At 64.4% G+C, this 24,145-nt stretch carries 26 protein-coding genes and 3 pseudogenes; 10 read left to right on the forward strand and 19 right to left on the reverse strand.

Annotation, left to right across the window (positions count from 1 at the left end; translation table 11 throughout):
• Position 1 precedes the first annotated feature (1 nt).
• The 8 genes and pseudogenes from puhA (at position 2) to H2O14_RS23340 (ending at position 6,070) form a co-directional block, all read left to right on the forward strand.
• Positions 2-784: a photosynthetic reaction center subunit H gene (gene puhA, locus H2O14_RS23305; protein ID WP_182829762.1), complete on the forward strand. Its 783-nt coding sequence runs from the start codon at positions 2-4 to the stop codon at positions 782-784.
• Complete coding sequence (gene puhB, locus H2O14_RS23310; protein ID WP_182829763.1) at positions 781-1,452, forward strand: photosynthetic complex putative assembly protein PuhB; 672 nt, start codon at positions 781-783, stop codon at positions 1,450-1,452. Before puhA ends, puhB begins: the two co-directional genes overlap by 4 nt.
• A gap of 9 nt (positions 1,453-1,461) precedes the next feature.
• Positions 1,462-1,956, forward strand: coding sequence for a photosynthetic complex assembly protein PuhC (gene puhC / locus H2O14_RS23315; protein ID WP_182829764.1), 495 nt, complete (start codon positions 1,462-1,464; stop codon positions 1,954-1,956).
• Positions 1,953-2,258: a hypothetical protein gene (locus tag H2O14_RS23320; RefSeq protein WP_182829765.1), complete on the forward strand. Its 306-nt coding sequence runs from the start codon at positions 1,953-1,955 to the stop codon at positions 2,256-2,258. The genes puhC and H2O14_RS23320 overlap by 4 nt, the downstream gene beginning before the upstream one ends.
• A gap of 101 nt (positions 2,259-2,359) precedes the next feature.
• A pseudogene (gene acsF / locus H2O14_RS23325) lies at positions 2,360-3,363 on the forward strand (magnesium-protoporphyrin IX monomethyl ester (oxidative) cyclase).
• Positions 3,364-3,369: 6 nt separating this feature from the next.
• Positions 3,370-4,179: a putative photosynthetic complex assembly protein PuhE gene (puhE, locus tag H2O14_RS23330; protein ID WP_182829766.1), complete on the forward strand. Its 810-nt coding sequence runs from the start codon at positions 3,370-3,372 to the stop codon at positions 4,177-4,179.
• A 79-nt stretch (positions 4,180-4,258) separates the two neighbouring features.
• Positions 4,259-5,476: a 5-aminolevulinate synthase gene (gene hemA / locus H2O14_RS23335; protein WP_182829939.1), complete on the forward strand. Its 1,218-nt coding sequence runs from the start codon at positions 4,259-4,261 to the stop codon at positions 5,474-5,476.
• Between the two features lie 42 nt (positions 5,477-5,518).
• Positions 5,519-6,070, forward strand: coding sequence for an isopentenyl-diphosphate delta-isomerase (locus H2O14_RS23340; RefSeq protein ID WP_182829767.1), 552 nt, complete (start codon positions 5,519-5,521; stop codon positions 6,068-6,070).
• A gap of 197 nt (positions 6,071-6,267) precedes the next feature.
• Here H2O14_RS23340 and pufC read toward each other — a convergent pair whose 3' ends face one another.
• From pufC to H2O14_RS23400, 14 genes and pseudogenes are all read right to left on the reverse strand, one after another.
• Positions 6,268-6,984, reverse strand: a complete 717-nt coding sequence (pufC, locus tag H2O14_RS23345) for a photosynthetic reaction center cytochrome PufC (RefSeq protein WP_246697735.1) — start codon at positions 6,982-6,984, stop codon at positions 6,268-6,270.
• A complete protein-coding gene (locus H2O14_RS29065; RefSeq protein WP_312858721.1) occupies positions 6,939-7,109 on the reverse strand; it encodes a photosynthetic reaction center cytochrome c subunit family protein in 171 nt (56 codons plus the stop codon). The genes pufC and H2O14_RS29065 overlap by 46 nt, the downstream gene beginning before the upstream one ends.
• The gene (locus tag H2O14_RS29070) at positions 7,085-7,336 is read right to left on the reverse strand and encodes a hypothetical protein (protein WP_312858724.1); all 252 of its coding nucleotides are present in this window, start codon (positions 7,334-7,336) and stop codon (positions 7,085-7,087) included. Before H2O14_RS29070 ends, H2O14_RS29065 begins: the two co-directional genes overlap by 25 nt.
• A 12-nt stretch (positions 7,337-7,348) precedes the next feature.
• Positions 7,349-8,311: a photosynthetic reaction center subunit M gene (gene pufM / locus H2O14_RS23350; protein WP_182829768.1), complete on the reverse strand. Its 963-nt coding sequence runs from the start codon at positions 8,309-8,311 to the stop codon at positions 7,349-7,351.
• 13 nt (positions 8,312-8,324) lie between these two features.
• Positions 8,325-9,169, reverse strand: a pseudogene (pufL, locus tag H2O14_RS23355) (photosynthetic reaction center subunit L).
• 104 nt (positions 9,170-9,273) lie between these two features.
• Positions 9,274-9,471: a light-harvesting antenna LH1, alpha subunit gene (gene pufA, locus H2O14_RS23360; RefSeq protein ID WP_182829769.1), complete on the reverse strand. Its 198-nt coding sequence runs from the start codon at positions 9,469-9,471 to the stop codon at positions 9,274-9,276.
• 12 nt (positions 9,472-9,483) lie between these two features.
• The gene (gene pufB, locus H2O14_RS23365) at positions 9,484-9,705 is read right to left on the reverse strand and encodes a light-harvesting antenna LH1, beta subunit (protein ID WP_182829770.1); all 222 of its coding nucleotides are present in this window, start codon (positions 9,703-9,705) and stop codon (positions 9,484-9,486) included.
• A 116-nt stretch (positions 9,706-9,821) separates the two neighbouring features.
• Positions 9,822-10,055, reverse strand: a complete 234-nt coding sequence (locus tag H2O14_RS23370; RefSeq protein WP_182829771.1) for a hypothetical protein — start codon at positions 10,053-10,055, stop codon at positions 9,822-9,824.
• Between the two features lie 45 nt (positions 10,056-10,100).
• A complete protein-coding gene (bchZ, locus tag H2O14_RS23375) occupies positions 10,101-11,552 on the reverse strand; it encodes a chlorophyllide a reductase subunit Z (RefSeq protein WP_182829772.1) in 1,452 nt (483 codons plus the stop codon).
• A complete protein-coding gene (bchY, locus tag H2O14_RS23380) occupies positions 11,546-13,105 on the reverse strand; it encodes a chlorophyllide a reductase subunit Y (RefSeq protein ID WP_182829773.1) in 1,560 nt (519 codons plus the stop codon). Before bchY ends, bchZ begins: the two co-directional genes overlap by 7 nt.
• 13 nt (positions 13,106-13,118) lie before the next feature.
• Complete coding sequence (locus tag H2O14_RS23385; RefSeq protein WP_182829774.1) at positions 13,119-14,123, reverse strand: chlorophyllide a reductase iron protein subunit X; 1,005 nt, start codon at positions 14,121-14,123, stop codon at positions 13,119-13,121.
• Positions 14,120-15,058, reverse strand: a complete 939-nt coding sequence (gene bchC, locus H2O14_RS23390; RefSeq protein ID WP_182829775.1) for a chlorophyll synthesis pathway protein BchC — start codon at positions 15,056-15,058, stop codon at positions 14,120-14,122. The genes H2O14_RS23385 and bchC overlap by 4 nt, the downstream gene beginning before the upstream one ends.
• 103 nt (positions 15,059-15,161) lie before the next feature.
• Positions 15,162-16,322, reverse strand: coding sequence for a methyltransferase (locus H2O14_RS23395; protein WP_182829776.1), 1,161 nt, complete (start codon positions 16,320-16,322; stop codon positions 15,162-15,164).
• A 24-nt stretch (positions 16,323-16,346) separates the two neighbouring features.
• Positions 16,347-17,215: pseudogene (locus tag H2O14_RS23400) on the reverse strand (polyprenyl synthetase family protein).
• Positions 17,216-17,330: 115 nt separating this feature from the next.
• Here H2O14_RS23400 and crtD point away from each other — a divergent pair.
• The gene (gene crtD, locus H2O14_RS23405) at positions 17,331-18,908 is read left to right on the forward strand and encodes a 1-hydroxycarotenoid 3,4-desaturase CrtD (protein ID WP_182829777.1); all 1,578 of its coding nucleotides are present in this window, start codon (positions 17,331-17,333) and stop codon (positions 18,906-18,908) included.
• A gap of 149 nt (positions 18,909-19,057) precedes the next feature.
• Positions 19,058-19,783, forward strand: a complete 726-nt coding sequence (locus H2O14_RS23410) for a carotenoid 1,2-hydratase (RefSeq protein WP_246697737.1) — start codon at positions 19,058-19,060, stop codon at positions 19,781-19,783.
• On the opposite strand, the gene H2O14_RS23415 is transcribed toward H2O14_RS23410, so the two are convergent.
• The 5 genes from H2O14_RS23415 to H2O14_RS23435 are packed head-to-tail and all read right to left on the reverse strand — an operon-like array spanning position 19,768 to position 24,088.
• Positions 19,768-19,911, reverse strand: a complete 144-nt coding sequence (locus H2O14_RS23415; protein ID WP_182829778.1) for a hypothetical protein — start codon at positions 19,909-19,911, stop codon at positions 19,768-19,770. The genes H2O14_RS23410 and H2O14_RS23415 overlap by 16 nt on opposite strands.
• Positions 19,904-21,079 (reverse strand): phytoene/squalene synthase family protein, encoded by a 1,176-nt coding sequence (locus tag H2O14_RS23420; RefSeq protein WP_182829779.1) that lies wholly within the window; start codon positions 21,077-21,079, stop codon positions 19,904-19,906. The genes H2O14_RS23415 and H2O14_RS23420 overlap by 8 nt, the downstream gene beginning before the upstream one ends.
• The gene (locus H2O14_RS23425) at positions 21,076-22,638 is read right to left on the reverse strand and encodes a phytoene desaturase (RefSeq protein WP_182829780.1); all 1,563 of its coding nucleotides are present in this window, start codon (positions 22,636-22,638) and stop codon (positions 21,076-21,078) included. Before H2O14_RS23425 ends, H2O14_RS23420 begins: the two co-directional genes overlap by 4 nt.
• Positions 22,635-23,540, reverse strand: a complete 906-nt coding sequence (gene bchO / locus H2O14_RS23430) for an alpha/beta fold hydrolase BchO (protein WP_182829781.1) — start codon at positions 23,538-23,540, stop codon at positions 22,635-22,637. Before bchO ends, H2O14_RS23425 begins: the two co-directional genes overlap by 4 nt.
• Before the next feature lie 2 nt (positions 23,541-23,542).
• Positions 23,543-24,088, reverse strand: coding sequence for a VWA domain-containing protein (locus H2O14_RS23435; protein WP_182829782.1), 546 nt, complete (start codon positions 24,086-24,088; stop codon positions 23,543-23,545).
• Positions 24,089-24,145 lie beyond the last annotated feature (57 nt).

Raw genomic sequence — 24,145 nt, forward strand, 5'->3', positions numbered from 1 at the left:
GATGATCGGATCTCTCGGCGGCAATCTCGATGTGGCCCAGGTGGTGCTCTACGCCTTCTGGGTCTTCTTCGCCGGCCTCGTCTGGTATCTCAGGCAGGAGGATCGTCGCGAAGGCTATCCGCTCGAAGCGGATGTCTCGGGACGCTACAACAAGCATCCCTTCCTGTTCGTGCCGCCGAAAAAGACTTTCGTCCTGCCGCATGGACAGGGCTTCAAGCAGGTTCCGGATTTCGTCCGCGACACCCGTCCGCTCGCCGCCCGGCGTTTCGCCAAGGCGCCGGGCTATCCGATCGAACCGGTGGGAAATCCGATGCTCGCCGGCATCGGTCCTGGCTCCTGGGCCGAACGCGCCGAAAGGCCTGATATGACGGCGTATGGCGACGCTCGGATCGTGCCGCTGCGGATGGCCGAGGGCTTTGCAATCGCCGAGGGCGAGACGGATCCGCGCGGTCTGCCGGTCATCGGCTGTGACCGGAAACAGGCCGGAACGGTCGTCGACGTCTGGGTCGATCGCTCCGAACAGCTGATCCGCTATTACGAGGTGGAGATCGGCATAGGCGAGGCTGTGCGCAACGTGCTCTTGCCGAATAATTTCGTCGTGGTGCAGAGCAATCTGCGCTCCCGCCAGCTCTATGTCCACGCCATCACCTCGGCCCAGTTCGCCGAAGTCCCGGCGACGGCGAATATGGACACGATCACGCTCAGGGAAGAGGACAAGATCGCTGCCTATTACGGCGGCGGCCTCCTCTATGCGCTACGCGAACGACAGGAGTCGCTGCTGTGAAACAGTTCGTCACGCGAGAGCACGAGATCGAGCCCGTCCCGGGTCTGCCGAGCGAGCTGCCGAAGGGTGAACAGATTCTCTGGCAAGGCCGTCCGTCGGCGCGGCTCGTGGCGCGTCATTGTCTGAAGAGCGTCTGGATCGGCGGCTATTTCCTCGTTCTTGCGCTCTGGGCGGGCGTCTCGGGACTGTCGGACGGCCAACCACTTGGCGGCATCGTTTTCTCGATCGCAATTCTGACCGCGCTCGCGGCGTTGCTGCTCGGCCTAATCGAGCTCTTCGCCTGGGGCGTCGAGAAGACTACGCTCTACACCATCACCAGCGAGCGCGTGGTGATGCGCTTCGGCGTGGCGCTGTCGATGACGCTGAACATGCCGTTCAAGCAATTTCACAGCGTCTCGCTCGGAAGGCTGGGCGGCAAGGCGGGCACGATCGCGATTGCGCTCGTTCCGGGTCATCGCCTGTCATGGCTTGTCCAGTGGCCGCATGTCCGGGGCTGGCGCTTCACTGCACCCGAGCCGAGCCTCATCTGCCTGCCCGATGCGGAAGCCGTCGCCCAAGTGCTTGCGCTCGCCTATGGCCGGTATCGCAGCGTTCATTCCGCGCATCCGCGCCTGACCGTGATCGACGAGGCCGTATCTGCGCCCGTCCACGTCGCGGCGGCGGAATAGGAGGGAGCCATGCGATCGTCGCTCCGACTTGGATATTGGGACGCCCGACAGGGCCGCAAGACCAACCGGCTTCCGCCGGCGATCTTGGCGGCGTCGATCGGTCTCGTCGTCTTCGCGGCGTCTGCCGTGCTTTTCGGTCAGGCAACCGGTCTTGGGCTTGTGCGCCAGGAGGCCGGTCGCCCCGTCGCCATGCGCGACATAATCATCTCCCGCGCGCCCGGAGACGCCGTCGTCGTCAACGACGCGGCCAGCGGCAAGGCGATCGCGACCTATCCGAAAGACACTGGCGGCTTCGTTCGCGGCTCTCTCCGCGCCTTCGAACGCATGCGGCAGGTGGCGGCCGTTCCGAACGGCGCGGCCTACAGGATCATCAAGTGGGACACCGGCCGCGTAAGCCTTTCCGACACCGCCACCGGCGAACGCATCTATCTCGAAGCCTTCGGTCGCGACAACGCGGCCGCATTCGCGGCCCTTCTGGACTCTCAGGGAGGAACACGTCCATGAACCCCGTCTTTGCCTTGATGCGTCGGCGAGAGCTCGTCGATTGCACCGTCGAACTCAACAACACTTTCGAGGCGCTGGGCGCGCATCTGCGCTTCGACAACGGCGTGATCGTCCATCCCGGCGACGAGGTGCTCGTGCATGGCGCGCCGGTGCAGATCCCCTATGGCGAATGCCACAGCTTCCGCCGCAAAGCGACGATCACCCGCGCCGGCGCGCTGGAACGGGTCTGGACCCGCGCCACCGGCGATCTCGACATGATGGAACTGTGCGAATTCAGCTTCACGGAGAGGGCGCTGTCATGAACAACCATGTTTCGAAAGCCGACCTTCAGGATCATGAGCCGACGATCGAGGAGCGACTGTCCACGGTCAACGACACCACGCGCAGCGCGCTGGTTTCGACCATGCTGACGCCGCGCTTCTACACCACGGATTTCGACGAGATGGACAAGATCGATGTCGAGCCGGTGCGAGGCGAATGGGACCAGCTGATCGCCCAGATGCGCAGCGACCCCAATCGCGGTCATTTCCGCCGCAACGAAGAATGGAACGACATCGATATCGACGCGCTTCCCGCCGACCTGCGCGAAGAGCTGATCGACTTTCTCGTCTCCTCGCTGACGTCGGAATTCTCCGGCTGCGTGCTCTACAAAGAGATGAAGCGGCGCGGCAAGAACCAGGAGATCTGCGAATTGTTCGGCTATATGAGCCGCGACGAATCCCGCCATGCCGGCTTTATCAACGATGCGCTCAAGGATTTCGGCATCGGCGTGAATATGGGCTTCCTCGCCAAGGCCAAGAAATACACCTTCTTCAAGCCCAAATTCATCTACTATGCGACCTATCTGTCCGAGAAGATCGGCTATGCGCGCTACATCACCATCTTCCGCCATTTCGAGCAGCATCCGGATAGGCGCTTCCATCCGATTTTCAAATGGTTCCGGCAGTGGTGCAATGACGAGTTCTCGCATGGCGAGGCCTTTTCGCTGATCATCCGCTCCGACAAGCGGCTGATGTCTGGCGTCAACAAGCTCTGGATCAAGTTCTTCCTTCTGGCCGTCTTCGCGACGATGTATGTTCGCGATCACATGCGGCCGGCTTTTCACGACGCCGTGGGCATCGACATCGACGATTACGACATGCGCGTCTTCAGGCTGACCTCGGAAATCTCGCGGCAATGCTTCCCGCTGGTGCTCGATCTCGACAATCCGGCGCTGCGAGAAGGCTTCCGGCGGATGGAGCGCATCAATCGCCGGGTGATGGCGGCGCGGGCCGAAGGCGGTCTCGTCGGGCGGCTGAAAAAGTCTGGTGGTCCGCTGCCGCGACCGTCAATTTCGTGCGGATGTATGCGATCCCCACCATATCGAACACGATCCCGGCCACGTCGCGCCTGCAGCCGGTCTGGTAAGCCGTGATGGCGCTCACCCACCCTGTCACTGTCGTTCTGATCGCCATCGGCGTCTGGTGGCTGTCGACGGGGCTCGTGCTGGCCATGGTTCATCGCACCGGGCGGGGCGGCTGGCGCCCCATGCAAGTGATGCTGCTGATGACGGTGATCGGCGCGATCGGCTTCGGCATGATGCTGTTCGGCGCGCAGGAGCGCACGCCGCTCGGCTCCTATTCCGGCTTCTTCGGGGCGCTTCTGGTCTGGGCCTGGCATGAGGCGGCGTTTCTGACCGGCGCGCTGATCGGCCGCCGGGCCGGCGATTGCCCGCCCGGTCTCGCCGGCTTCGCGCGGTTCCGCGCCGCTTGGGAGGCGATCTGCGACCACGAGATCGCGATCTTGCTGACGGGTTTGGGTCTCTGGTTCGCGCTGTCGGGAAGCGACAATCTCTTCGGTCTCGCAGCCTTCGGCCTGCTCTGGGGCATGCGGATTTCCGCCAAGCTCCTGATCTTCTTCGGAGCGCCGCATGCGGTCAGCGAGCTGATGCCGAAGCGGATCCAGCATTTGAAGAGCTATTTCAACACCGACCGACTGACGCCGCTGTTCCCGCTGATGATGGCGGCGGCGACGAGCCTTTTCGCCATCCTTGTGGTCGGCGCGAGCCGCGCGACGCAGGATCATTCGGTGGTCGGCCACATCCTGCTCGCGACCTTCACGGCGCTCGCGATCCTCGAACACATCATCCTGGTGGTGCCTGTGTCGGACTTCGCGCTCTGGCGCTGGGCGGCGCCTGGGACGGGGCGGCAGGGCAGGCCGGGCGGAAGTTCCGCCAAACGATAGACGCCGCCTGTTCCTCAGGGAGCAGCCGGCGGCGACGACGACATTAGAGTTGAGACAAGAGACGGGAGAGAAAAAGATGATGGATGTTCACAAGCACATGGAAGAGGCTCTCGGTGAGCTCAGGACCGCCGGCAATTATCGGGTCTTTGCGGAACTGGAACGCCAATGCAGCGCCTTTCCCAGAGCCACCATCCATCACGGCGATGGCGAGACGGGGGAGGTGACCGTCTGGTGCTCCAATGATTATCTCGGCATGGGCCAGAGTCCCGTCGTCACCGAACGCATGACCGAGATCATCCGCAAATGCGGCGCGGGCGCGGGCGGAACGCGCAACATCTCCGGCACCAATCACTACCACGTCCAACTCGAGCGCGAACTGGCCGACCTGCATGACAAGGAAGCTGCGCTGATCTTCACCTCGGGCTATGTGTCGAATTGGGCGGCGCTGGGCACGCTGCTGTCGAAGATCCCCGGCATCATCGTCTATTCCGATGCGCTGAACCATGCCTCGATGATCGAAGGCATCCGGCATTCCGGCTGTCCGCGACGGATATTCCGGCATAACGATTATCGCCATCTTCGCGCGCTGATGGCGGCCGACGATCCTGCGCTGCCGAAGCTCGTCGCCTTCGAATCCGTCTATTCGATGGACGGCGACATCTCGCCCATCCGCGAAATCTGCGACGTGGCCGACGAATTCGGGGCTATGACCTATCTCGACGAGGTTCATGCGGTCGGCATGTACGGTCCGCGCGGCGGCGGCGTCGCCGAGCGCGAGGGGCTGATGCATCGTTTGACGGTGATCGAGGGCACGCTCGGAAAAGCATTCGGCGTGATGGGCGGCTATATCACCGGCTCGAACACGCTGGTGGATTTCGTCCGCTCCTTCTCCTCCGGCTTCATCTTCACCACCGCGTTGCCGCCGGCGCTCGCCGCCGGCGCCACGGCGTCCATCCGCCACCTCAAGGAAAGCCAGGCCGAACGCAGTGGCCACCAGCGCGCGGTCGCCAAGGTCCGCGCCGCCCTCGATGCGAGAGGCATTCCGCACATGGCAAATCCCAGCCATATCGTGCCGGTCATGGTCGGCAACGCCGCCAAATGCAAATGGATCTCCGATATCCTGCTCGATACGTTCGGCGTCTATGTGCAGCCGATCAACTATCCCACGGTCGCGGTGGGAACGGAGCGGCTTCGTATCACGCCGACCCCGTTGCATTCGGACGACGATATTCGTCATATGGCGGACGCCTTGTCGTCGCTCTGGGCGCAATGCGCGCTGGCGCGCCGGGTCGCCTGACCCGTTGCAGCCCACGGCGCGCCGCAGGAAAGGAAAGGCCCGATGGGGTTCAACCGCAACTCGATCTTCATTCCGGCCGTCGCCGACAATGGATCTCTGTATCCGATCGAGAAGATGAAAGCCCATGTCCTGGGCCAGTTGCATCTGGCGGTCTCCGTGTTCGTGTTCGACGGCGACCTCCTCCTGATTCAAAAGCGGGCGATCGGGAAATATCATTGCGGCGGGCTCTGGGCCAACACCTGTTGCACCCATCCGCATTGGCGCGAAACCTTGGAGGCGTGCGCCGCGCGCCGCCTCGGTGAGGAGCTCGGCTTCTCCGTTCCGCTCACGCGCCATCAGACGGTCGATTACGCAGCCGAGGTCGGCAACGGATTGCGTGAGCACGAGCGGGTGACGCTGTTCAGCGCCGCCGTCGATCGCCATGCCATCGATCTGGCTCTGGATCCGCACGAAGTCGAAGAGACTCGCTGGATCTCGCATGCGGATCTGCTCGCCGAGGCGGAAGCCCGACCCGAAGCCTTCACGCCCTGGTTCCGTATCTATCTCCACCGGTTCCCCGGCCTCGTCTTCGCGCCGGCCGCCAGAGCGTCCTGAACCCCGACATTCCCATTCCAGATGGACAGCGCAACGCGTCGCCTTCCGTGCGCACGCTGCCGAACAGACCGTTTTGCGCAAAGAAAAAGGAGCCTTTCGGGCCCCTTCAAGACAATCTGCCGAGATCGTCGATGATCCGGCTGTACTGTTGAAAGCGCCGCTATGATATGCGGCGCCCGGCAGATTTGCGGCCCGCCTCAGCTCTTGCCAGGCTGGTAGGCCGAGTAATCCGGAACCGTGGTCGGCTCCTTCTTGGCGAGTGCGTCGAGATAGTTCTTGAGCATCGACACGCCGTAAAGCGGCTTCTGCACGCCGTTGTGGCAAGTCGCGCAGCCGATCTTCAGCACATCGCCTTCGGGACCCTTGCGATTGGCCGGGAAGACCGGCGTCAGGCCTTCGATATAATTGTTGTTCAAATCGCGCACCATGCGGATGCCGTGCCAGGCCGTCACGCGCTGCGGCGAGCTCTGGTCCCAATCGTTGAAGGCGCGGGAATTGTGGCACGTGACGCAGTTGACGCCGAGCGATTCCGACATATGTATCATCAGCGCCCAGGTGTTTTCCGTCTCCTTGGTGCCGGCTTTGTTTGTCCCGGTCGGCAGGGCGGAGGTCGAATGGACGCGGATCGGCTTGTCGTGGACGAGATAGTCCATCAGCGCGTTCTGCGGCAGCGACGTCTTGCCGGCATAAAGCGCCACCACATTCTGGCCCTGGCGGTTCTGGGTCATGTTGCCCGCCGGCTTCGGTTCGAGGCTCGTCGACCAAACCTGTTTCGGCACGCCATTGCCGCGATGGCAGGTGTAGCAGGTGACGCCGGTTTCGGCGACATGGGGTTTCCAGTCGACATTGATCGCCTGCGTCATCTGGATCATGCGGCGGGCGACGACCTTCTGGTAGACTTCGTCTGACGCCATGTTCTCCGGATTGTGGCAGTGTAATTGCAGCCCGCCTCCGGCGCCACCCATTCGGTGATCGAAGCCATGAACTGGTTGAATTGATCGTCCGAGAGATCCTTCAGCACCTGAACATTCTCATAGATCGCGCCGGCCCTGTCGCCGCTCGGATCGGCTTCATAGGGCGCGGCGGCGCGATATTCGCCGCTCTGAGGGCTTCTTCGGTCTCGATATCGCGGTAGTGAGCCATGCCGGTTCCGCGATAGCCGATCTGCTCTCCGGCGACCGGCGGCGCATCCCAGCCCGCGCCGACGAAACTGGCGATGGTGAGCAGCGTCCCGGCGGAGATCGCGAATGGAATCCAGAGTCTCATTGTCCTTCTCCCTCATTTCGCCGGATCGATGACGCCGGGCCACATGACCGGTAGCGGAGACACAAGGCCATGCTTGACGCCCCAGAGATACCAGTTGTCGACGACGGTGCCGGTCAACAGGATGCCGATGCCTCCGGTCAACGGGGTCAGGATGGCGAACCACCAGGCCCAACGATGCACAGATTCCATCGTCGCGTTGAAACCCATCGTCCAGCGCCAGAACAAAGCGGCGCGTTCCGACGCCGTGCCGCGGTCGGTAATCTGCTCGAGTTCGCGCTCGCCGCCATATTTGCCGACGGCTGGGATGGTCGCGCCATGCATGGCGAACAGCAGCACCGAGCCATAAAGGAACACGATCGAGAGGCAGTGGAACGGGTTGTAGTAGAGGTTTCCGTAACGAATCGACAGCGCCGCGGTCCAATCGAGATGCGGGAAGATGCCGAACGGCACGGCTTCGGCGAAGTTGCCCATCAGCAACGGGCGGATGAAGCCCAGCACCAGGAACAGCCAGATGGCCGAGGCGAAGGCCCAGGCGACATGCGTGCCCAGTTCGAGCTGCCGGGCGCGTCGATAGACGCGAACCCACCACAACAGCACCGACAGCGTCAGGAAGAAGCCGGCGATCAGCCACCACCCGCCCTCGGCGAGCGGTGGAAGGATCTTCAACCCATATTTCGCCGGCGGCGGTTCGAGCCCGAGCCAGAAAAGCTGGCGGACGAACTGGATCGGATCCCAGCCGACCGAGGCGAACATATTGAGCCCGATGATCTCGAAGGCGATGAGGCCGAAGACCAACGACAACGTTCCGAGATAGCCGAGATAGATCGGCCCGATTTGAGCGTTGCCGATCCGGCCGAACAGTCGCACGAAGAAGGGCTTGCCGGTGCGGGGGCTGTCGCCGCGGGGCAGGGGCGTTCCCTCTTCCGCAGGTCCGCTGATTTGGATGGGCGTGATGATGTTTTGATATTGCGCCATTGTCGGATCCCCCTCAGCGCCAGATCGGCAGATCGAGCCACCAGCTCCACCACTGCGGCCAGCCCTTGTTCCAGAAGGGTCCGCTGATTACGATGCAGACGGCGCTCCAGAAGCCGGCGTTCAGCGCCAGGATCAGGCCCAGCCGATGGATGCCGAGCGTGCCGATCGAATAGCCGATGATGTCGCGAAAGAAGGTGTCTTCATATTCCGGGGTCTTGACTTCCGCCTGCTGACCGGGCTCGTCCAGCGACGCGCCCGGATTGGCCGCCGACAGGATGAGCCCGCCATGCAGCGCCAGCGCCATCGTCGTCGTGAAGAAGAAGGACACGGCGATCATATGGGCGGGATTGTAATGGAAGTGCAGATACTGGTAGCCGACATTCGACACCCAGTCGAGATGGCTGAAAATTCCATAGGAAAGCCGGCGCCCCAGGCGCCGAGCAGCAGCGGCCTGAACACCACCAGCGTCGTATAGGCGAAGATGGCGACGGAAAAGGCGAAGGGAACGTGGTAGCCGATGCCGAGCTTGCGGCAGATCTCGACTTCGCGAAGTGCCCAAGAGACGAAGGCCCCGAGAGCGCAGACGGTGATGATCTGCCAGAGCCCACCCTGCTTGAGCGGCGCGAGCGCCAGGCCATAGGAAAGGTCGGGCGGGGCTATAGAAATCTGCCAGATGTTCCACGTCGGCCCGATGGCCGCGCCATAGATGATCAGCGCCGTGCCGAGCGTCGCGAAAAAGGCGGTGGTGACGCCGAAAAAGCCGACATAGAAGGGGCCGACCCAGAAATCGAAGAGGTCGCCGCCGATCAGCGTTCCGCCTCGCACGCGATATTTGCGTTCAAAACTCAGCAGCGCCATTTACGTATCCTCCAGAGCGGTCAGCTCATTGGCGATGTCGGTTCGTTGGGAATTGGCGGCGGGCGAGACCGGAGGAACCGGCCACGCCCGCTGCCGTCTTGGCTTCAGCTGACGAGCCGCTGCCCTTCGCCCCAGGAGACGGACTTTTCGATCGCGCTGGTCTTGAGGGGCTTGCCCTCGAGCCAGTTGAACCGGTCCGTGCTCAACAGGATGAAGTGGATCAGGATGGCGAGCGTGAACAGGAAGACAGAGAGTGCGACCAGCGCCTTGCGCGGATCGAACATCAGCCAGATTCTCCACATGTCGCGGTCCCCTTACGCCAGCATCGGAAGAAGCGCCTGGGCCGCGTGGTTGATGTTCTCCAGGGAGACATAACCTTCGGGTCCCGGGATCCATGGACGCCACATCCAGACCAGGATATGCGCGACGATCGCAATCGCCGTGAATATCAAAAAGCCTTGGATGAAGAATCCATGGACCTCGCGCGCTTCGCTTTCGGTAAGACCCGAAAGTGAGACGTTTGATGTGTCAGCCATCAAATTCACCTCCTAGTCTCGAACACCGCGGCGCCCCCGCGGCGGGGTTCCGGTCGAGCCTTTTCGGGCCGAACCGGGCTTTTGTCGGTGTCGAGAACACCGGCAAACCAGGAAGGTCATGCGTGGAACGCATAACCGACAGCCGCATAGGCCGCGGAGCGGGCTTCGGCGAAAACGGATTGGTCGGGGCGCGCCGCGCCCTCGTCGAACTGGGCTGCGAGCCGCTTGGCGATCGCCGCGGCCAGACAGAACGGGTAGGAAATCAGGAAGAGTTGCCGCATCTGCGCGCGCTCGGAGCGTCTTTCTCGCAGGACATGTTCGAATGTCTTGGACTGGGTGGGGGAAAGCATGCTGTCACCTCCTGGCCGTCTCTGGACGGATCTCGACTGTCGTTATCATGCATAGGCTCCCGCCAGCTTGGCCGCTCCATCGACGTGACGGAGGGCGACCTCGGCCGCGTTTTCGAGGCGCGCCTCGCGTTCCGCCGCATCGCGCAGGCGCTTGGCGGCCGAGATCCTGACAAGGACCGGTTCATTGGCAATCCGCCGGTCGAGCGCGTCCTGCGCGGCGGCCGCCCAGGGAAGTTCGCCGCTGCGGCGCGTGGCGGTCGCCTCGATCGCGTCGAGTTCGCTGGCTTTGGGCAGGATTTCGAACAGCATGTCGAACAGCGCGTTGCAGATCTCCTGGATCATCCAGGACGCGCCCGAATAGCCCATCACCGGCGTGCCGGTGTGGCGGCGGACGATCGCGCCAGGATAAGAAAGCTGGATGAATTTGCCGCGCTGGCTGCGCTCGGCCATGTACATGCGCTCGTTGAACGAGCCGAACATCACCATGGGCGGCTTGGCGGCCAGGAGATCGGCGACGGCCTGGTTGTCGGTCTTGGCGCCGGGTTTGCGCGCCACTGAGAAGGCGCAGGGCAATCCCATTTCCTCTTCGAGGAAATTGCGCACGCCGCGCGTATAGGTCTCGCCGGCGACGACGGCGAAGCTGGCCGTGGCGAAGAAGTCCTGCGTGACCGAGCGCCAGAGATCCCAGAGCGGCTTCAGGGTCGTGTGCTTTTCCCGCAGGATGAACGGTTCCGGATCGAGCCCGAGCATCTCGCCGAGCGAGCGCAGGAAGGCGGTGGTCGAATGGATGCCGATCGGCGCCTGCAGATAGGGACGGTCGAGGGATTCGCAGAGCAGGCGTCCGAATTCGCGATAGAGACAGATATTGGCGTCCGCATCGGCGAGCTTGCGGATGTCGTCGAGATGGCTGCCGAGCGGGAAGACCATATTCATCTCCGCGCCGATCCCTTCGACGAGCCTGGAGATCTCCGCCAGGTCGGACGGCATGTTGTAGACGCCATAGGTCGGACCGATGATGTTGACCCGGGGCTTGGCCCCGTCAGCCCGGCGGCGTGGGGCAGGGACTTTGCCGCCTTTCGGGCCGAATTCCGTCCAGAGCCATTTCAGCGCGCGATCGGCGCTCTGCCATTGGTCCTCGTCGATCGTCCGGGGCAGGAAGCGCAGGATGTTCGAGCCCTCGGGCGTCACGCCGCCGCCGATCATCTCGGCGATCGAGCCTGTCACGACCACGGCCGGCAGATCCGGATCGAGGGCCAGACGGGCGCGCTTCATCGCGCCTTCGGTGCCATGTTGCCCGAGTTCGTCTTCCGACAGGCCGCTGACGACGATCGGCAGTTCATGCGGCGGCAGCGCGTCCGTGTAGTGCAGCACGGAGGTCACCGGTAGGTTTTCGCAGCCGACCGGGCCGTCGATGATGACCTGCAGGCCTTTGATTGCCGTGAAGGCGTAGACGCTGCCCCAATAGCCGCCGGCTCTGTCGTGATCGAGGATCAGCATCCGACGCTATCCCCATTCTCGACCGCGTTGCGCGACTGCTTGATCTTCGCGGCGTATTTCTTGCGATAGGCGCTGCGATCCTGGGGCGTCTCGCGCCAGATGCCGGCCGTGTCGCCATCGCCGACGCCCTCGAAAAACGCGTTCATGGCTTCGAAGCGGGCCTTGTTGGCGATGGCGGCGTTTATGATCGAGGGCAGGGAGCCCGGACCGGCCGGTCCCATCAGCGGGCGAGCGGAGATCAGATTGGTGAAATAGAGCGCCGGCGTCGCGGCTTCCTTGGCCTTCTGCACCACCGGCGTCGTGCCGATGGCGAGATCGGGACGGAATTCCTCGAAGGCGGCGATGTCCTGCTCCAGTGAGGCGCGGAAGCGGACGGTCACCCCATGGGCGGCAAGCCAGTCGGCGTCTTCAGCGTTATAGGGCGTCGTCGGGCAGGCCGTTCCGACATAGCGCAGATCTGCGCCGAGCTCGACGAGGAGACGGCCGACCAGCAGTTCGGAGCCTTCATAGCCGGAAAGCGTGATGCGTCCTTTGATGCGATTGGCGGCGAGGCCGGCGGAAATGGCGCCGCGCATGGCGTTGCGGGTCTGGTCGATCCTCGCTTGCGGCACGCCGCAGGTCCGGCCGATGGCGGAGAGCCAGGCGTCCGTGCCGTCGAGCCCGATCGGGGCGGAGCCGACGATGCTGCGGCCGGCCGCCGTGAATTCCCGGAAACTCGCCGTGTAGAAAGGATGGATGGCGGCGACGGCGGCGCAATCGAGCGCGGCGTAGAGATCGCGCCATTCGCGCACCGGAATGGTTGGTCCGGCCGCCAGTCCCATCGGCTCGAGCATGCGCCCGATCACCACGGGATCGGCGGGGAACATCTCGCCCACCAGCGTCACGGTCGGTCTGTCGGCCAGGCCGCTGCGCGGCCGCTGCACGGGGCCGGCCTCGATCTCCTGCCGCGCATAGCTGAGCATCGCGGCGGAGAGCACGTCCTTGGCCTCGGCATGGGTCGGCACGCCGAAGCCGGGCACGTCGATCCCGACGATGCGCACGCCGTCGATCTCGCGCGGCAGCATCTGCAGCGGCACGCCGGAGGCGGTTGGGACGCAGAGATTGGTGACGATGACGGCGTCGTATTTATCCGGATCGGCCATCTGATGCACGGCTTCGACGATGTCCTCGAAGAGCTTGCCGGTCACCAGTGTTTCGGAGCTGAAGGGCACATAGCCGACGGAGCGCTTGGCGCCGTAGAAATGCGAGGTGAAGGTGAGGCCGTAGACGCAGCAGGCCGAGCCCGACAGGATCGTGGCGACGCGGCGCATGCGCAAGCCGACGCGCAGCGAGCCGAAAGCCGGGCACATCGATTGCGGCTGGTCATGGGGTCCTTTGGGGTAGTCTGCTTCGAACCGATCCATCAGCGCGCCGGCGCCGGCTGCGCGCGCGGCGGCTTTGGAGCGTTCGGCGCCGTTGTGACAGCCGGCGTCTTCTGCCGGAGGCAGATCGAATTCCCGGGCTGCGATCTCCCGGTCTCTCTCCGCTTCAAATTCTTTGCGATGGTCATCCATGGCGGTCTCGCTCTCAAACCGTATCGTAGATGACTTCGAGTGACGGGCGCGTCATCGCGCCGGTCGGACGCATGTCATCAGCCGTCGCCGGCACGAGCTTGTAGTCGGCGCCCGTTTCGCTGGCGTCGAACAGGCCGAGCAGCCCATCCTGATCGAGCGGGCGCGGCAGCACCGGCGGCGCTTCGGCGAGATTGATCGACAGCGCCTCGAACAGAGGCCCCCATTGGGACTCGGGCGTGCCGATGATCTGGTAATTGGCGCTCTTGCGGCGGATGTCCTCGTGCTGCGGGATCGAGGCGAGCACGGGAATGCCGACCGCTTTGGCGAAAGCCTGGGCTTCGCCGGTGCCGTCGTCCTTGTTGATCACGAGGCCGGCCACGCCGACATTGCCGCCGAGATTGCGGAAATATTTCACCGCCGAGCAGACATTGTTGGCGACATAGAGCGATTGCAGGTCGTTGGAGCCGACCACCACAACCTTCTGGCACATGTCGCGGGCGATCGGCAGGCCGAAGCCGCCGCAGACGACGTCGCCGAGGAAGTCGAGCAGGACATAGTCAAAGTCCCAGTCGTGAAAACCGAGCTTTTCCAACGTTTCGAAGCCGTGGATGATGCCCCGGCCGCCACAGCCTCGGCCGACTTCCGGCCCGCCCAACTCCATGGCGAAGACGCCGTCACGCTTGAAGCAGACGTCGGAGATCGACACCTCCAGTCCGGCTTCCTTGCGGCGCGACGCCGTCTGGATGATCGTCGGGCAGGCGCGGCCGCCGAACAGGAGCGAGGTCGTGTCGCTCTTCGGGTCGCAGCCGATCAGCAGCACCTTCTTGCCGAGCTGGGCCAGCATGTAGGAGAGATTGGCGAGCGTGAAGCTCTTGCCGATGCCGCCCTTGCCATAGATCGCGATGATCTGCGTTTCCTTCGTCACCTTTCCGACTACGGGCGGATCGGGCTCGATGGCGGCTTCATCGCGGAGGTGCTCCTGCAGGCGCGAGGCGTCGATGTCGAGATCAAGGCTCATGCGGCGTTCCTCCAGTCGATCACCATTTTCAGGCAGGTCGTATCCATGAATGCGGTCCGGTAGGCCGTCTCCGCCTGTTCGGGCGCGGCGCGATGCGTGATGAGGTTTTTGAGCGACAGCCGCCCTTGATCGACGAGCGCGAGGACGGCCTCGACATCTTCAGGCCGAAACTCGGCGGCGATGGAGAGCGTGAGTTCGCGCATGAAGGCGGGGGCGAAGGCGCAGCCGATCCGCTCGCCGTAAAAGCCTGCCAGAACCAGTTCAGCGGGACGCTGCAATTGCGCGATGACGGCATCGACCACCGCAACGCCGCCGCTGGCGTCGATGGCGGTGAGATAACGGGAGGCATGGTCGTCGCTGGGATCGATGACGACATAGGCTTCGCCGCCCCCGCGCCGCGCCGCGGCCTTTTCCCACACGATCGGCGGCTCGGCGTCCAGCGCGATCACCATCCGGGCGATCAGTCGTCCCAGAACGCCGTGACCGATCACGAGGCCGACTGCCCCACGCGCCCGCTTCACGGCATGATGAGCGGTGGCGGCGAGCGCCAGCAGAATGGCGTCTTCGTCCATCTCTGCGCTGATCTTGAACGTGCGTGCGCCAGGCGCGACCAGACGCGACGCTGTGGCGCCGAACAACCCCGCCGCCCCCGCATAACAATTGGCTCCGGGCACGAAGACGAGGTCGCCTTCCTTGCGTCCCGATACCGCTCCGGCTTCGATGACCTGCCCGATCGTTTCGTAGCCGGGGACCAGCGGATAGCGCATGCCGGGGAATGCGGGCATCGTGCCGCTGAAGAGCATTTTCTCCGTGCCGGTCGAGACGCCGCTTGCGATGGCCTCGATCACGACCTCGTCGGGGCCGGGAACGTTCAGCGCCAGCTGCCGGAGGGCAACCTCGCCTGGTCTCTCGAATATCACAGCTGACGTCTTCATGTGCGTGCCTCCCCAGACACAGGAGCTCCCGTCTCCGACTGTCATATTATGTTGACAGATAAAAGTGTCAAATCTTATTTACACTTTTATCGCGTCCAATGTGTCAACGTTGTGCGCAAACGATGGTCGCGATGAGAGGATTGCTGGTCGAGACTGTCTTGGCAGCCTGAAAACCGGCCTCGGTAAGCAGGTCTGAGATCTCGTCGGCGCTGCGGCAGCGGCCCGATCCCATCGCCAGGAAGTAGACGCTGAAATAGGCCGAAGCCAATCGCGCGCCCGCCGAGGGTCCGCTCATCGCCTCCGCAACCAGAATCCGGGCGCCGGGGCGTAGCGAGCGATAGAGATTGGCGAGGAGCACGCGGACGCGATCATCATCGTGGTCGCAGAGAATGCGAATCAGCGTGACGCAATCGGCGTCCGCAGGCGCGGGATCGCGGCAGAAATCGCCGCAGAATATCTGGCTGCGCGCGGCGAACCCTTCCGCCGCGAGATGGATGCGGGCCCGTTCCGCCACGGCCGGCAGATCCAACAGGCCGAGTTTCAAGTTTCGATGGCGACGGCCCACCGCAGTGAGAAAGGCGCCGTCGCCGCCGCCGACATCGACGAGCATGCTGTACCGGCCGAAGTCATAGGCGGGGAGGAGGCAATCCGTCATCATCGACTGGCTGTGGCGCATCAGGGTGGAATAGTCTGCCACCGCCGCCGGCGGTAGGGCGCCGGGATCGCCGCCGCGCGCATAGGCCCAATAGCGACCGAGTTCGGTATTGCCGGCTCCCTCGCGGAACAACTGTTCGGGTTCGAGCAGGTCGCGATAGAGCATGTCGTGATGCCGGATCATCGCCGCCACGCCGGGATCGGAGGCGATCACGGTTCCGGCGTCGTCGAGCGCCCAGAGATCGGGCTCGATCTCGATCAACAGGCCGAGGTCCGCATTGGCTTTTAGCAGGGTGCGCATGCGCGACGGCGGCACGTTCAGTCGATGGGCGATTTCGCCAGCGCTCAGGACTTTGTCGCGCAAGAGCTCATACAGGCCGAGCCTGACGCCGGCGAGCAGCAGTTGCGACGAGATGAAGCCGCCGGTGAGGCGGAAGAGGGCGTTGGCCTTGCGGTTTCCGAGCGCCCGCAACACCGGGACGCGCGCGATCAAGCGGCGAAAATCGGTCGACCCCACCAGCCGATTGCGCCAGAGGCGAAACCTCACGGCAAGAGACGGCGCGACCGCGGCATGCGCGGGCTCGATCCGGATCTCCGAGGGCGTCGCCATGATCTTGTTCCTTCCAGAGCCGGCTTAGGCCGCGCTTGCGGCGAGCTTTTTCGGCATCAGCCTGGTCGCTTCATTGCGGATCATGGCGCGGAACTGCTCTTGCCCTGCGCAATCCGGCACGCTCTCCGCCGCTTTGTCGACGAGGCGACGCAGATGTCCGAGCGCGCCTTCGAGCCCCAGCGACCGAACGATGTTGGGCTTGCCGTTGCGGCTGTCTTGGCCCGCCGGCTTGCCCATGCTGCCGCTGTCGCCGATGGCGTCATAGAGATCGTCGGCGACCTGATAGGCCGAGCCGAGCGCGTCGGCGAGCGTCAGCCAGTCCTGCGGATTGCCGCCGGCGGCGAGCGCGCCTGTCGAGACGGATCCAGCAAAAAGCGAGGCCGTTTTGGCGCGGTGATATTGGTCGATATTGATCTCGGCTTCGCTCTCCCAGGCCTGGCCTGCGACCAGCCCATAGGGCGAGCCGACCGCCTTGCCGATCATGGCGATCAACGGCGCGGTGAGGGCGGGCGCCTGCACGGTTTCGCGCGCGATCGTTTCGAAGGCCGCGACGATCAAGCCGTCTCCGACCAAGAGAGCAATTTCCTCGCCGAATTCGGCGTGAACCGAGGGCAATCCGCGGCGGGTGGCGGCATTGTCGAAACAGGGCATGTCGTCATGCACGAGCGAGGCGCAATGCAGAAGCTCGATCGCCGCAGCGGCGCCTGTCGCCGCTTTGGGGTCGCGATCGCCGCAGGCCAGTGCGACCGCCAGGCAAATGCGCGGCCGAATGCGGGCGCCGCCGGGAAAGACCGCGTGACGCATGGCGGCGGCGAGTTTTGGGGGCAGCCATTGGCGGTTGCAAGTCTTAGGGACAGCTGCATTCCGATTTCGATGCGCTCAGACAAATCCATGATCCGCTCCCCCAAGGATGACGATCGAATGATTGTCAATTTGCATTGACTTAAAAATGTGTCAACATAAATTGACATACTGAAGGGGAATGTCAATCGGGCGCAGGGGGTGAGGGTGCGCGAAAGGACTGGCGACACGGTGGTGGTGATCGGCGCCGGCATGGGCGGCATCTCAGCCGCCATCCTGCTCGCCGCGCAGGGGCTGAAGGTCCAGATGATCGAGGCCGCCGCAGCGCCGGGCGGCAAGATGCGGCGGGTGACGGCAGGCGGCCACGCCTTCGACGCCGGGCCGACCGTGCTGACCATGAAATGGGTGTTCGACGAGATCCTCGCTCATTGCGGCACGTCGCTGGCCGAGGAAATCCCGCTCACCCGCTCTGATGTCATCGCCCGCCACTATTGGCGGAATGGAGAAAGGCTGGATCTTTTCGCCGATGTCGCGGAGAGCCGCCGGGCGATCGCTGATTTCGCCGGCGCCCGTGAGGCGCAGGGCTTTCAGCGTTTCGCCGACGACAGCGCCCGCATCTATCATCTGTTGGAGCGCAGCTTCATCGATGCCGCCAGGCCCAATCCCCTGTCGCTATCGGCGCGGATCGGGCTCAATCGACCCCATGCGCTGATGGCGCTCAAGCCTTTCGCCACGCTCTGGTCGGCGCTGTCGGATTATTTCGCCGATCCGCGGCTGAGTCAGCTCTTCGGCCGCTACGCCACCTATTGCGGCTCGTCGCCCTTCCTCTCGCCGGCGACGCTGATGCTGGTCGCCCATGTCGAACAGGCAGGTGTCTGGACGATCGAGGGCGGCATGCATGCGCTGGCGCGGCGGCTGATGGACATCGCCTGCGATTTCGGCGTCGAGATCCATTATGGCGAACGCGTATCCTCCATTCTCAGCGACGGCTCCGGCAGAAAGGTCGCAGGCGTTCTGACCGATCGCGAGCGCTGCATCGCTGCAGACAGCGTTCTCTATAATGGCGATGTCGCCGCGCTCGGCCCGCTTCTGGGGCGGCCGGCGGCTGCGGAGCGGCGGTCGCCGCGGTCTCTTTCGGCGCTGGTGACTTGCGGCCTCGAACGGCCCCTCGGCGTCCCGCTCGCCCATCACACGGTGTTCTTTTCGGATGACTACCGCGCTGAATTCTATGACATTTTCGACAAGGTCCGTCCGCCGCGCGATCCCACGGTCTATCTCTGCGCCCAGGATCGGCTAGCCTCCGGCGCGCGCTCGGTCGGGCAAGACGAGCGCGCCCCTGAACGTCTCTACTGTCTCATGAACATGCCGGCCGATGGCGACAGCCATGCCCCTGCGGAAAGCGAGATCGAGCAATGCCTGTCTTCGATGAGACATCGCCTGGAGAAGAACGGCCTGACGATCTCGCTCGATCGGGCGATGCTGGATGTGACGACGCCGGAGAGCTTCGACCGGCTCTATCCGGGCTCGGGCGGAGCGCTTTACGGGGTGGCGTCACATGGCTGGATGGCGTCCTTCCAGCGGCCGGGCGCGCGGGGGCCGCTCAAGGGTCTGTATCTGGCGGGTGGGAGCGTGCATCCGGGGCCGGGCGTGCCGATGGCGGCGCTTTCGGGCAAGATCGCCGCCCAGCGCCTGATCGCGGACAGGGCTTCGAACGGCCGGTCGCGCCTGGCGGCTATCACTGGTGGTATGCGGATGCGGTCAGCGATTGCGGATCTTTCGCCCTGAGCGTCATCGCCTTCGTCGGGTCGGTTTTCTCGCCCTATTATCATTGGGCCGGGCGGCGCGAGCCCGAAGATCACATTTCTTTCAACGTGGCGCTCTATGGAACCGGCGTAAACGCCTGGGCGATGACCGAGCGGGGGAAAGCCAGCCTCATGCGTGGCACTCATCTCCTGAAGATCGGCGCCAGCAGCATGGAGATCCACCCCGGCAAGCTGCTGATCCATTTCGACGAAATGGCGTTGCCTTGGCCGGGACAGCGCCTGCTTCCGCAACGCATCACCGGCGATATCGAGATCAGCGCTGACAGTGAGAGCGACGCCGCTATCGCTCTCGATCCGGGTCGAGCGCATGTCTGGTCGCCGCGCCTGCCGCAGGCGCGGGCGGTCGTGCGCAGTCACGCCTTTCCCGGCGGCGGCTGGGCGGGTCACGCCTATCACGACGTCAATTTCGGCAGCCGCCCGGTGGAGCATGATTTCATGGGCTGGGATTGGGCGCGGGGCGTCGATGAAGAGAGCGGCGAGACTGTTGTCCTTTATGACGCCGAGCTTCTGCATGGAGGGCGCCGGCGCCTCGCATTGCGGTTCGGGGACGATGGTGCGCCCTCCGCGTTCGACTTGCCCTCGGCCAAGCGCCTGCCCAGAGGCTTTTGGGGTGTCGGCGGCGCGATCGCCTGTGACGACGCGGCGGAGCCGGAGATCGTACGCCGTCTGGAGGATTCTCCCTTTTACCGGCGTTCGCTCGTCAGCACCCGCATGGGCGGTCATCCGCTTACGATGGTGCATGAGACACTCGATTGCCGGCGGCTCGCCAATCCGCTGGTGCGGATGATGCTGCCCTTCCGCATGCCGCGGCGAACCGGATTTCAGCGCTCATCCTGATTATCCCGGTCCGCCTTCCGATCCTGCTCTTCATAGCGCTCGAGGTCGCGTTTCTGCCAGATATAGAAGGCGATCGCCAATCCGAACACGAAGACCGCCTCGATCAGGCCGAAATAGGAATTAAGCAAGCTTCACCGCCTTTTCGTAGCGCTGCAGCCGCCTGATGCGATGGTCGTCTCTCGTCTTCGTCTGCAGTCCCATCAAAATGGCGGCGAGCCGTTCGAGGCCCGCCTCTTGCGCGCCGCCATGTTCGCGTTTGACAAACACGGCCGCGTCGGCAGCGGTTTCGATCAGCCATTCGACGCTCGGATCGGCCGGCGCGCTCATGGCCCGGCGCTGCGCCTCCCGGGACAAAGGCTGAGCCCGCGCGGCTTTCGCCATCAGAGCGAGCTTGCGCGGAAGCGTCGTGCGGGCGCGTTTGGTGACGCTGTCATAGCCATTGGCGGCGATGGCGTGGCCGATGTCCTGATAGGTGAGGGCGGCAGTGCGGATGGCGTGACGGCAGTCGGCCGGTAGATGTTCGATCCCGGCATGGCCGAGCGCATAGTGATGATCGGCTTCCGCCAGCAGCCGCCGCACAACGAGACCAAGTTCCGGGGAGAAGCGAGGCTTCGCCAAAAAGGAATGCGGATCGATGCCGACCTCCTCCAGCCAATCAGTGGGCAGATAAAGCCGGCCGTTGCGGGCGTCTTCGCCGACATCGCGGGCGATGTTGGTCAGCTGCATGGCGATGCCGAGATCGGCGGCGCGCGCCAGCGTCCAGCGGTCGTCCTTGCCCATGATCAGCGCCATCATCAAGCCCACGGTCGCGGCCACGCCGGCGGCATAGTCCTTGAGCTCTCCGATGGTCCGGTATCGGCGGCCGGATATGTCCATGGCGAAGCCGTCGAGCAGCGCGGAGGGAATGCCTTTGGGAATGGCGTGTCGATGCGCCAGCCGCCCGAAGGCGCGGTCGCAGGCATGGTCGAGCGGCCGCCCCTCATAGATGAGGTCCAGACGTTGACGCAGGCGCGCCAGCGCATCGGGCCCGCGCCCCGGCTCGTCGATCGCATCGTCGGAATGGCGGCAGAATGAGTAAAGCGCATGCGCCGCCTGCCGGATCGGCCGCGGCAGGATCAGCGAGGCGATGTGAAAGGATTTCGAGCCGCGCCGGATCGATTGCGTGCAGACGCGCAGATCCGTCTCCTGACCGGTGAAGCCGAAATTGGGACTGGCGCCCCCGCCGTTCGGCGATCGCGCCAACAGCCGGTCATCGCAGCGTAGCCCGATCCCATCCGGAAAGCCTCCCGCGCTCATGGCCGAACCTCCGTCACTTTCCCGGCGCGCAGCGACAGCGGGTCTGGAGCCAGTTCGCTGACGATGCGGGCGGAGGACAGGACGCCCGGCAGCCCGGCGCCCGGATGGGTGCCCGCGCCGCAGAGATAGAGATTGTCGAGCTCTTCGCTCTTGTTGTGCGGGCGAAACCAGGCGCTTTGCAGGAGTTTGGGTTCGAGCGCGAACGCTGCGCCTTGCCAGGACTGCAGCCGATCGCGAAAATCGATCGGCGTCGCCACTTTCGAGGTGACGATATGGGCGCCGAGGCCGGGCAGGAGCGTCTCTTCGAGCCGTTTTTCGATGCGGCGGCGATAGGTCTCCGTCATCGCCTCCCAATCCGTCGATCCGGCCAGATTGGGCACGGGGCTCAGCACATAGAAGGCGTCGCAGCCCTCCGGCGCCACCGAGGGATCGACGGCGCTCGGCCGATGCAGATAGAGACTGAAATCCTCTGCGAGGCGACGGCGATGGAAGATGTCGGTCAGCAGGCCGCGATAGCGCGGGCCGAACAGCATCGTGTGATGATAGACGTCGTCATAGCGGCGGTTCGCGCCGAAATACCAGACGAACAACCCCATGGAATAATCGCCGCGGGCGATCTTCGCGTCGGTCCACCGTCGGCGCGGATGGTGTTTCAAGAGTTTGCCATAGAGCGTCGCCGGATCGGCATTGGAGACGACGATGTCGGCCGCGACCGTTTGGCCCGAGGCGAGCCGGACGCCGGTCGCGCGCCTTCCTTCGGTGATAACAGTGTCGACAGTCTCTCCCAGCCGGATCACGCCGCCATTGCGCCGCACGAGCTTGGCGATGCCTTCGACCAGCGCGTTGGTGCCGCCCATGGCGTAATGCACGCCGTATCGGCTTTCGAGATGCGCGATCAGGCAATAGAAGGAGGTCGCGGAAAACGGGTTGCCGCCGATTAGCAGCGGATGAAAGGAGAAGATCGTCCGGAGCTTCTCATTGCGGAAATGGCGCGCCACCACGGAATAGACCGAACGATAGCCTCCGAGGCGCACCATGCCCGCCAATGTCTTCAGCGTGAAGGCGAGGCTGTGAAACGGCTGGTCGGCCAATTGCTCGAAGGCGACCTCATAGATGCGGCGGCTCTCGTCCATGAAGCCGCGATAGCCCACGACATCGGCCGGCTCGAAGCGGGCGACCTCCGCCTCCATCGCCGCCTTGTCGCCGGAGTAATCGAACCAACTGCCGTCATTGAAGCGGATGCGGTAGAAGGGCGTGCAGGCCTTGAGCTGTACGTCATCCTGCATCCTGCCGCCGCAATCGCGCCAGAGATCTTCGAACAGCCAGGGCGCGGTGATGATGGTGGGGCCGGCGTCGAAAGTGAATCCGTCCTGACGATGCGCATAGGCGCGGCCGCCTGGCGCATCGAGGCGATCGAAGACGGTGACGCGATAGCCGCGGGCGGCCAGAAGCGCCGCGCTCGACAGGCCGCCGACGCCCGCGCCGATCACCACGGCATGCGGCGCCCCCGGATCAAGAGGGCGCGCGAGATCGGGATTGAAGCGTCCGGCGATGTTCATGCCGCATCCACTCCTTCGCTCGAGGACCGGTCGATGGCGTCGCCGATCGCGCGGCAGACGAAGCCGGGATTGCATTCATGCAGGAGATGGCCGCCGCGCTCGCTCAGCGCCAGCTTTGCGCCTGGGCACTGACGCGCCAGCTGTCGCGAATTCTCCGCCGGCACCATGGGATCGTCGCTCGCCGCGATCAGGATCGGCGGCCGCGCCAGCGCTGCGACACAGCGGTCGAAGCCGGTCAGGTCCCAGGCCGCCATCATGCCGAGCGCGCCGCGCACATGGCCGGACGAGGTGAGAAGACGCCGATAAAGCGCGGCCCCTTCGGCGTCGATCGGCGAACCGGTCGCTTGCAGGAGATTGCCGCCGAGCGGCGTCGACCCGGCCAGCAGCGAAAACACAGAGGCCGAGAAGGGATTGGCGAACAACAGCTTGGCCATGGGGGAAAACAGTCGCTCGCCCCGGATCGGCCGGAAGGCGCCATTGATGCCCACTACCTGCGGCTGACGCGCGCGCTCCTCTTCCGCGGTAAGCGCGATAGCGATCGCCGCGCCGGCGGAATGGCCGATGATGACATCGGGCGTGACGCCGAGCCGACGCAGCAAGGCCGTGATCGCGCGCGTCATGCCCGGCAAAGACAGATCCGTCGCGGCGCGTGGCCGCGTGAAGCCGTGACAGGGCAGATCGATGGCGATGCAGCGGCGCCGCTGACTGAGAAGCGGCAGCATGTGGCGCCAGGAATGGCTGGACGCTCCGGTTCCATGCAGCAAGAGAAGCGTGGAGCCTGTTTCGGGTCCCATGATCTGCACATGCCAATTGAAGCTTCCGGCGTCGATGAAACGGCTCGCGACGCGGTGCGGCCAATCAAGCCCGTCGCGGCGCCAGTCGAGCCATGTTCCGCCGCTCATCATCACCTGCTCGCCTCCATCGAGGCGTGGACGAGGTCCGACATGCGGCTGCGATCGGCCTGCCGCAGTACATGCAGCGACGCCCCCAACTGATCGGCCAAAAGGCTGACGGCGTCGCGCGGCCGCCGGGCGATGTCGATGCAAATCGACGTCACCGCATGGGCGCGGAAGAGCCGGGCGATCTGTTCCGTCTGGCGCGCCGCCAGCGGCCGATCCGCCGATCCGTCGAGCGCGATATTGCCGCTGCCGTCGGTCATCACCACGACCACCGGCGTACTCCCGCGTCTTCGGACCGAGAGCGCCAGCTCCAACCCTTTTTCGAGCCCCGAGGCGAGGGGCGTCAGGCCGCCGCCGGGCAGGTCGGCGAGCTTGCGTTTGGCAGATGTCAGCGATCGCGTCGGCGCCATCATGAGGTCGGCGCTCTTGCCGCGAAAAGCGATCAGCGAGACCTCGTCGCGCCTGACATAGCAGCGCGCCAACAGCTCTTCGATTGCTCCCTTCGTCTCGCCGAGCCGCTCGAGCGCGGTCGAGCCCGAGGCGTCGACCACGAAGATCGCGGTGGAAGGCCGCAGGTGGCGACGGCGCTGATAGCGAAAATCCTCCTT

This window comes from Rhizobium sp. G21 (assembly GCF_014158035.1).
Taxonomy (GTDB): domain Bacteria; phylum Pseudomonadota; class Alphaproteobacteria; order Rhizobiales; family Rhizobiaceae; genus Rhizobium_E.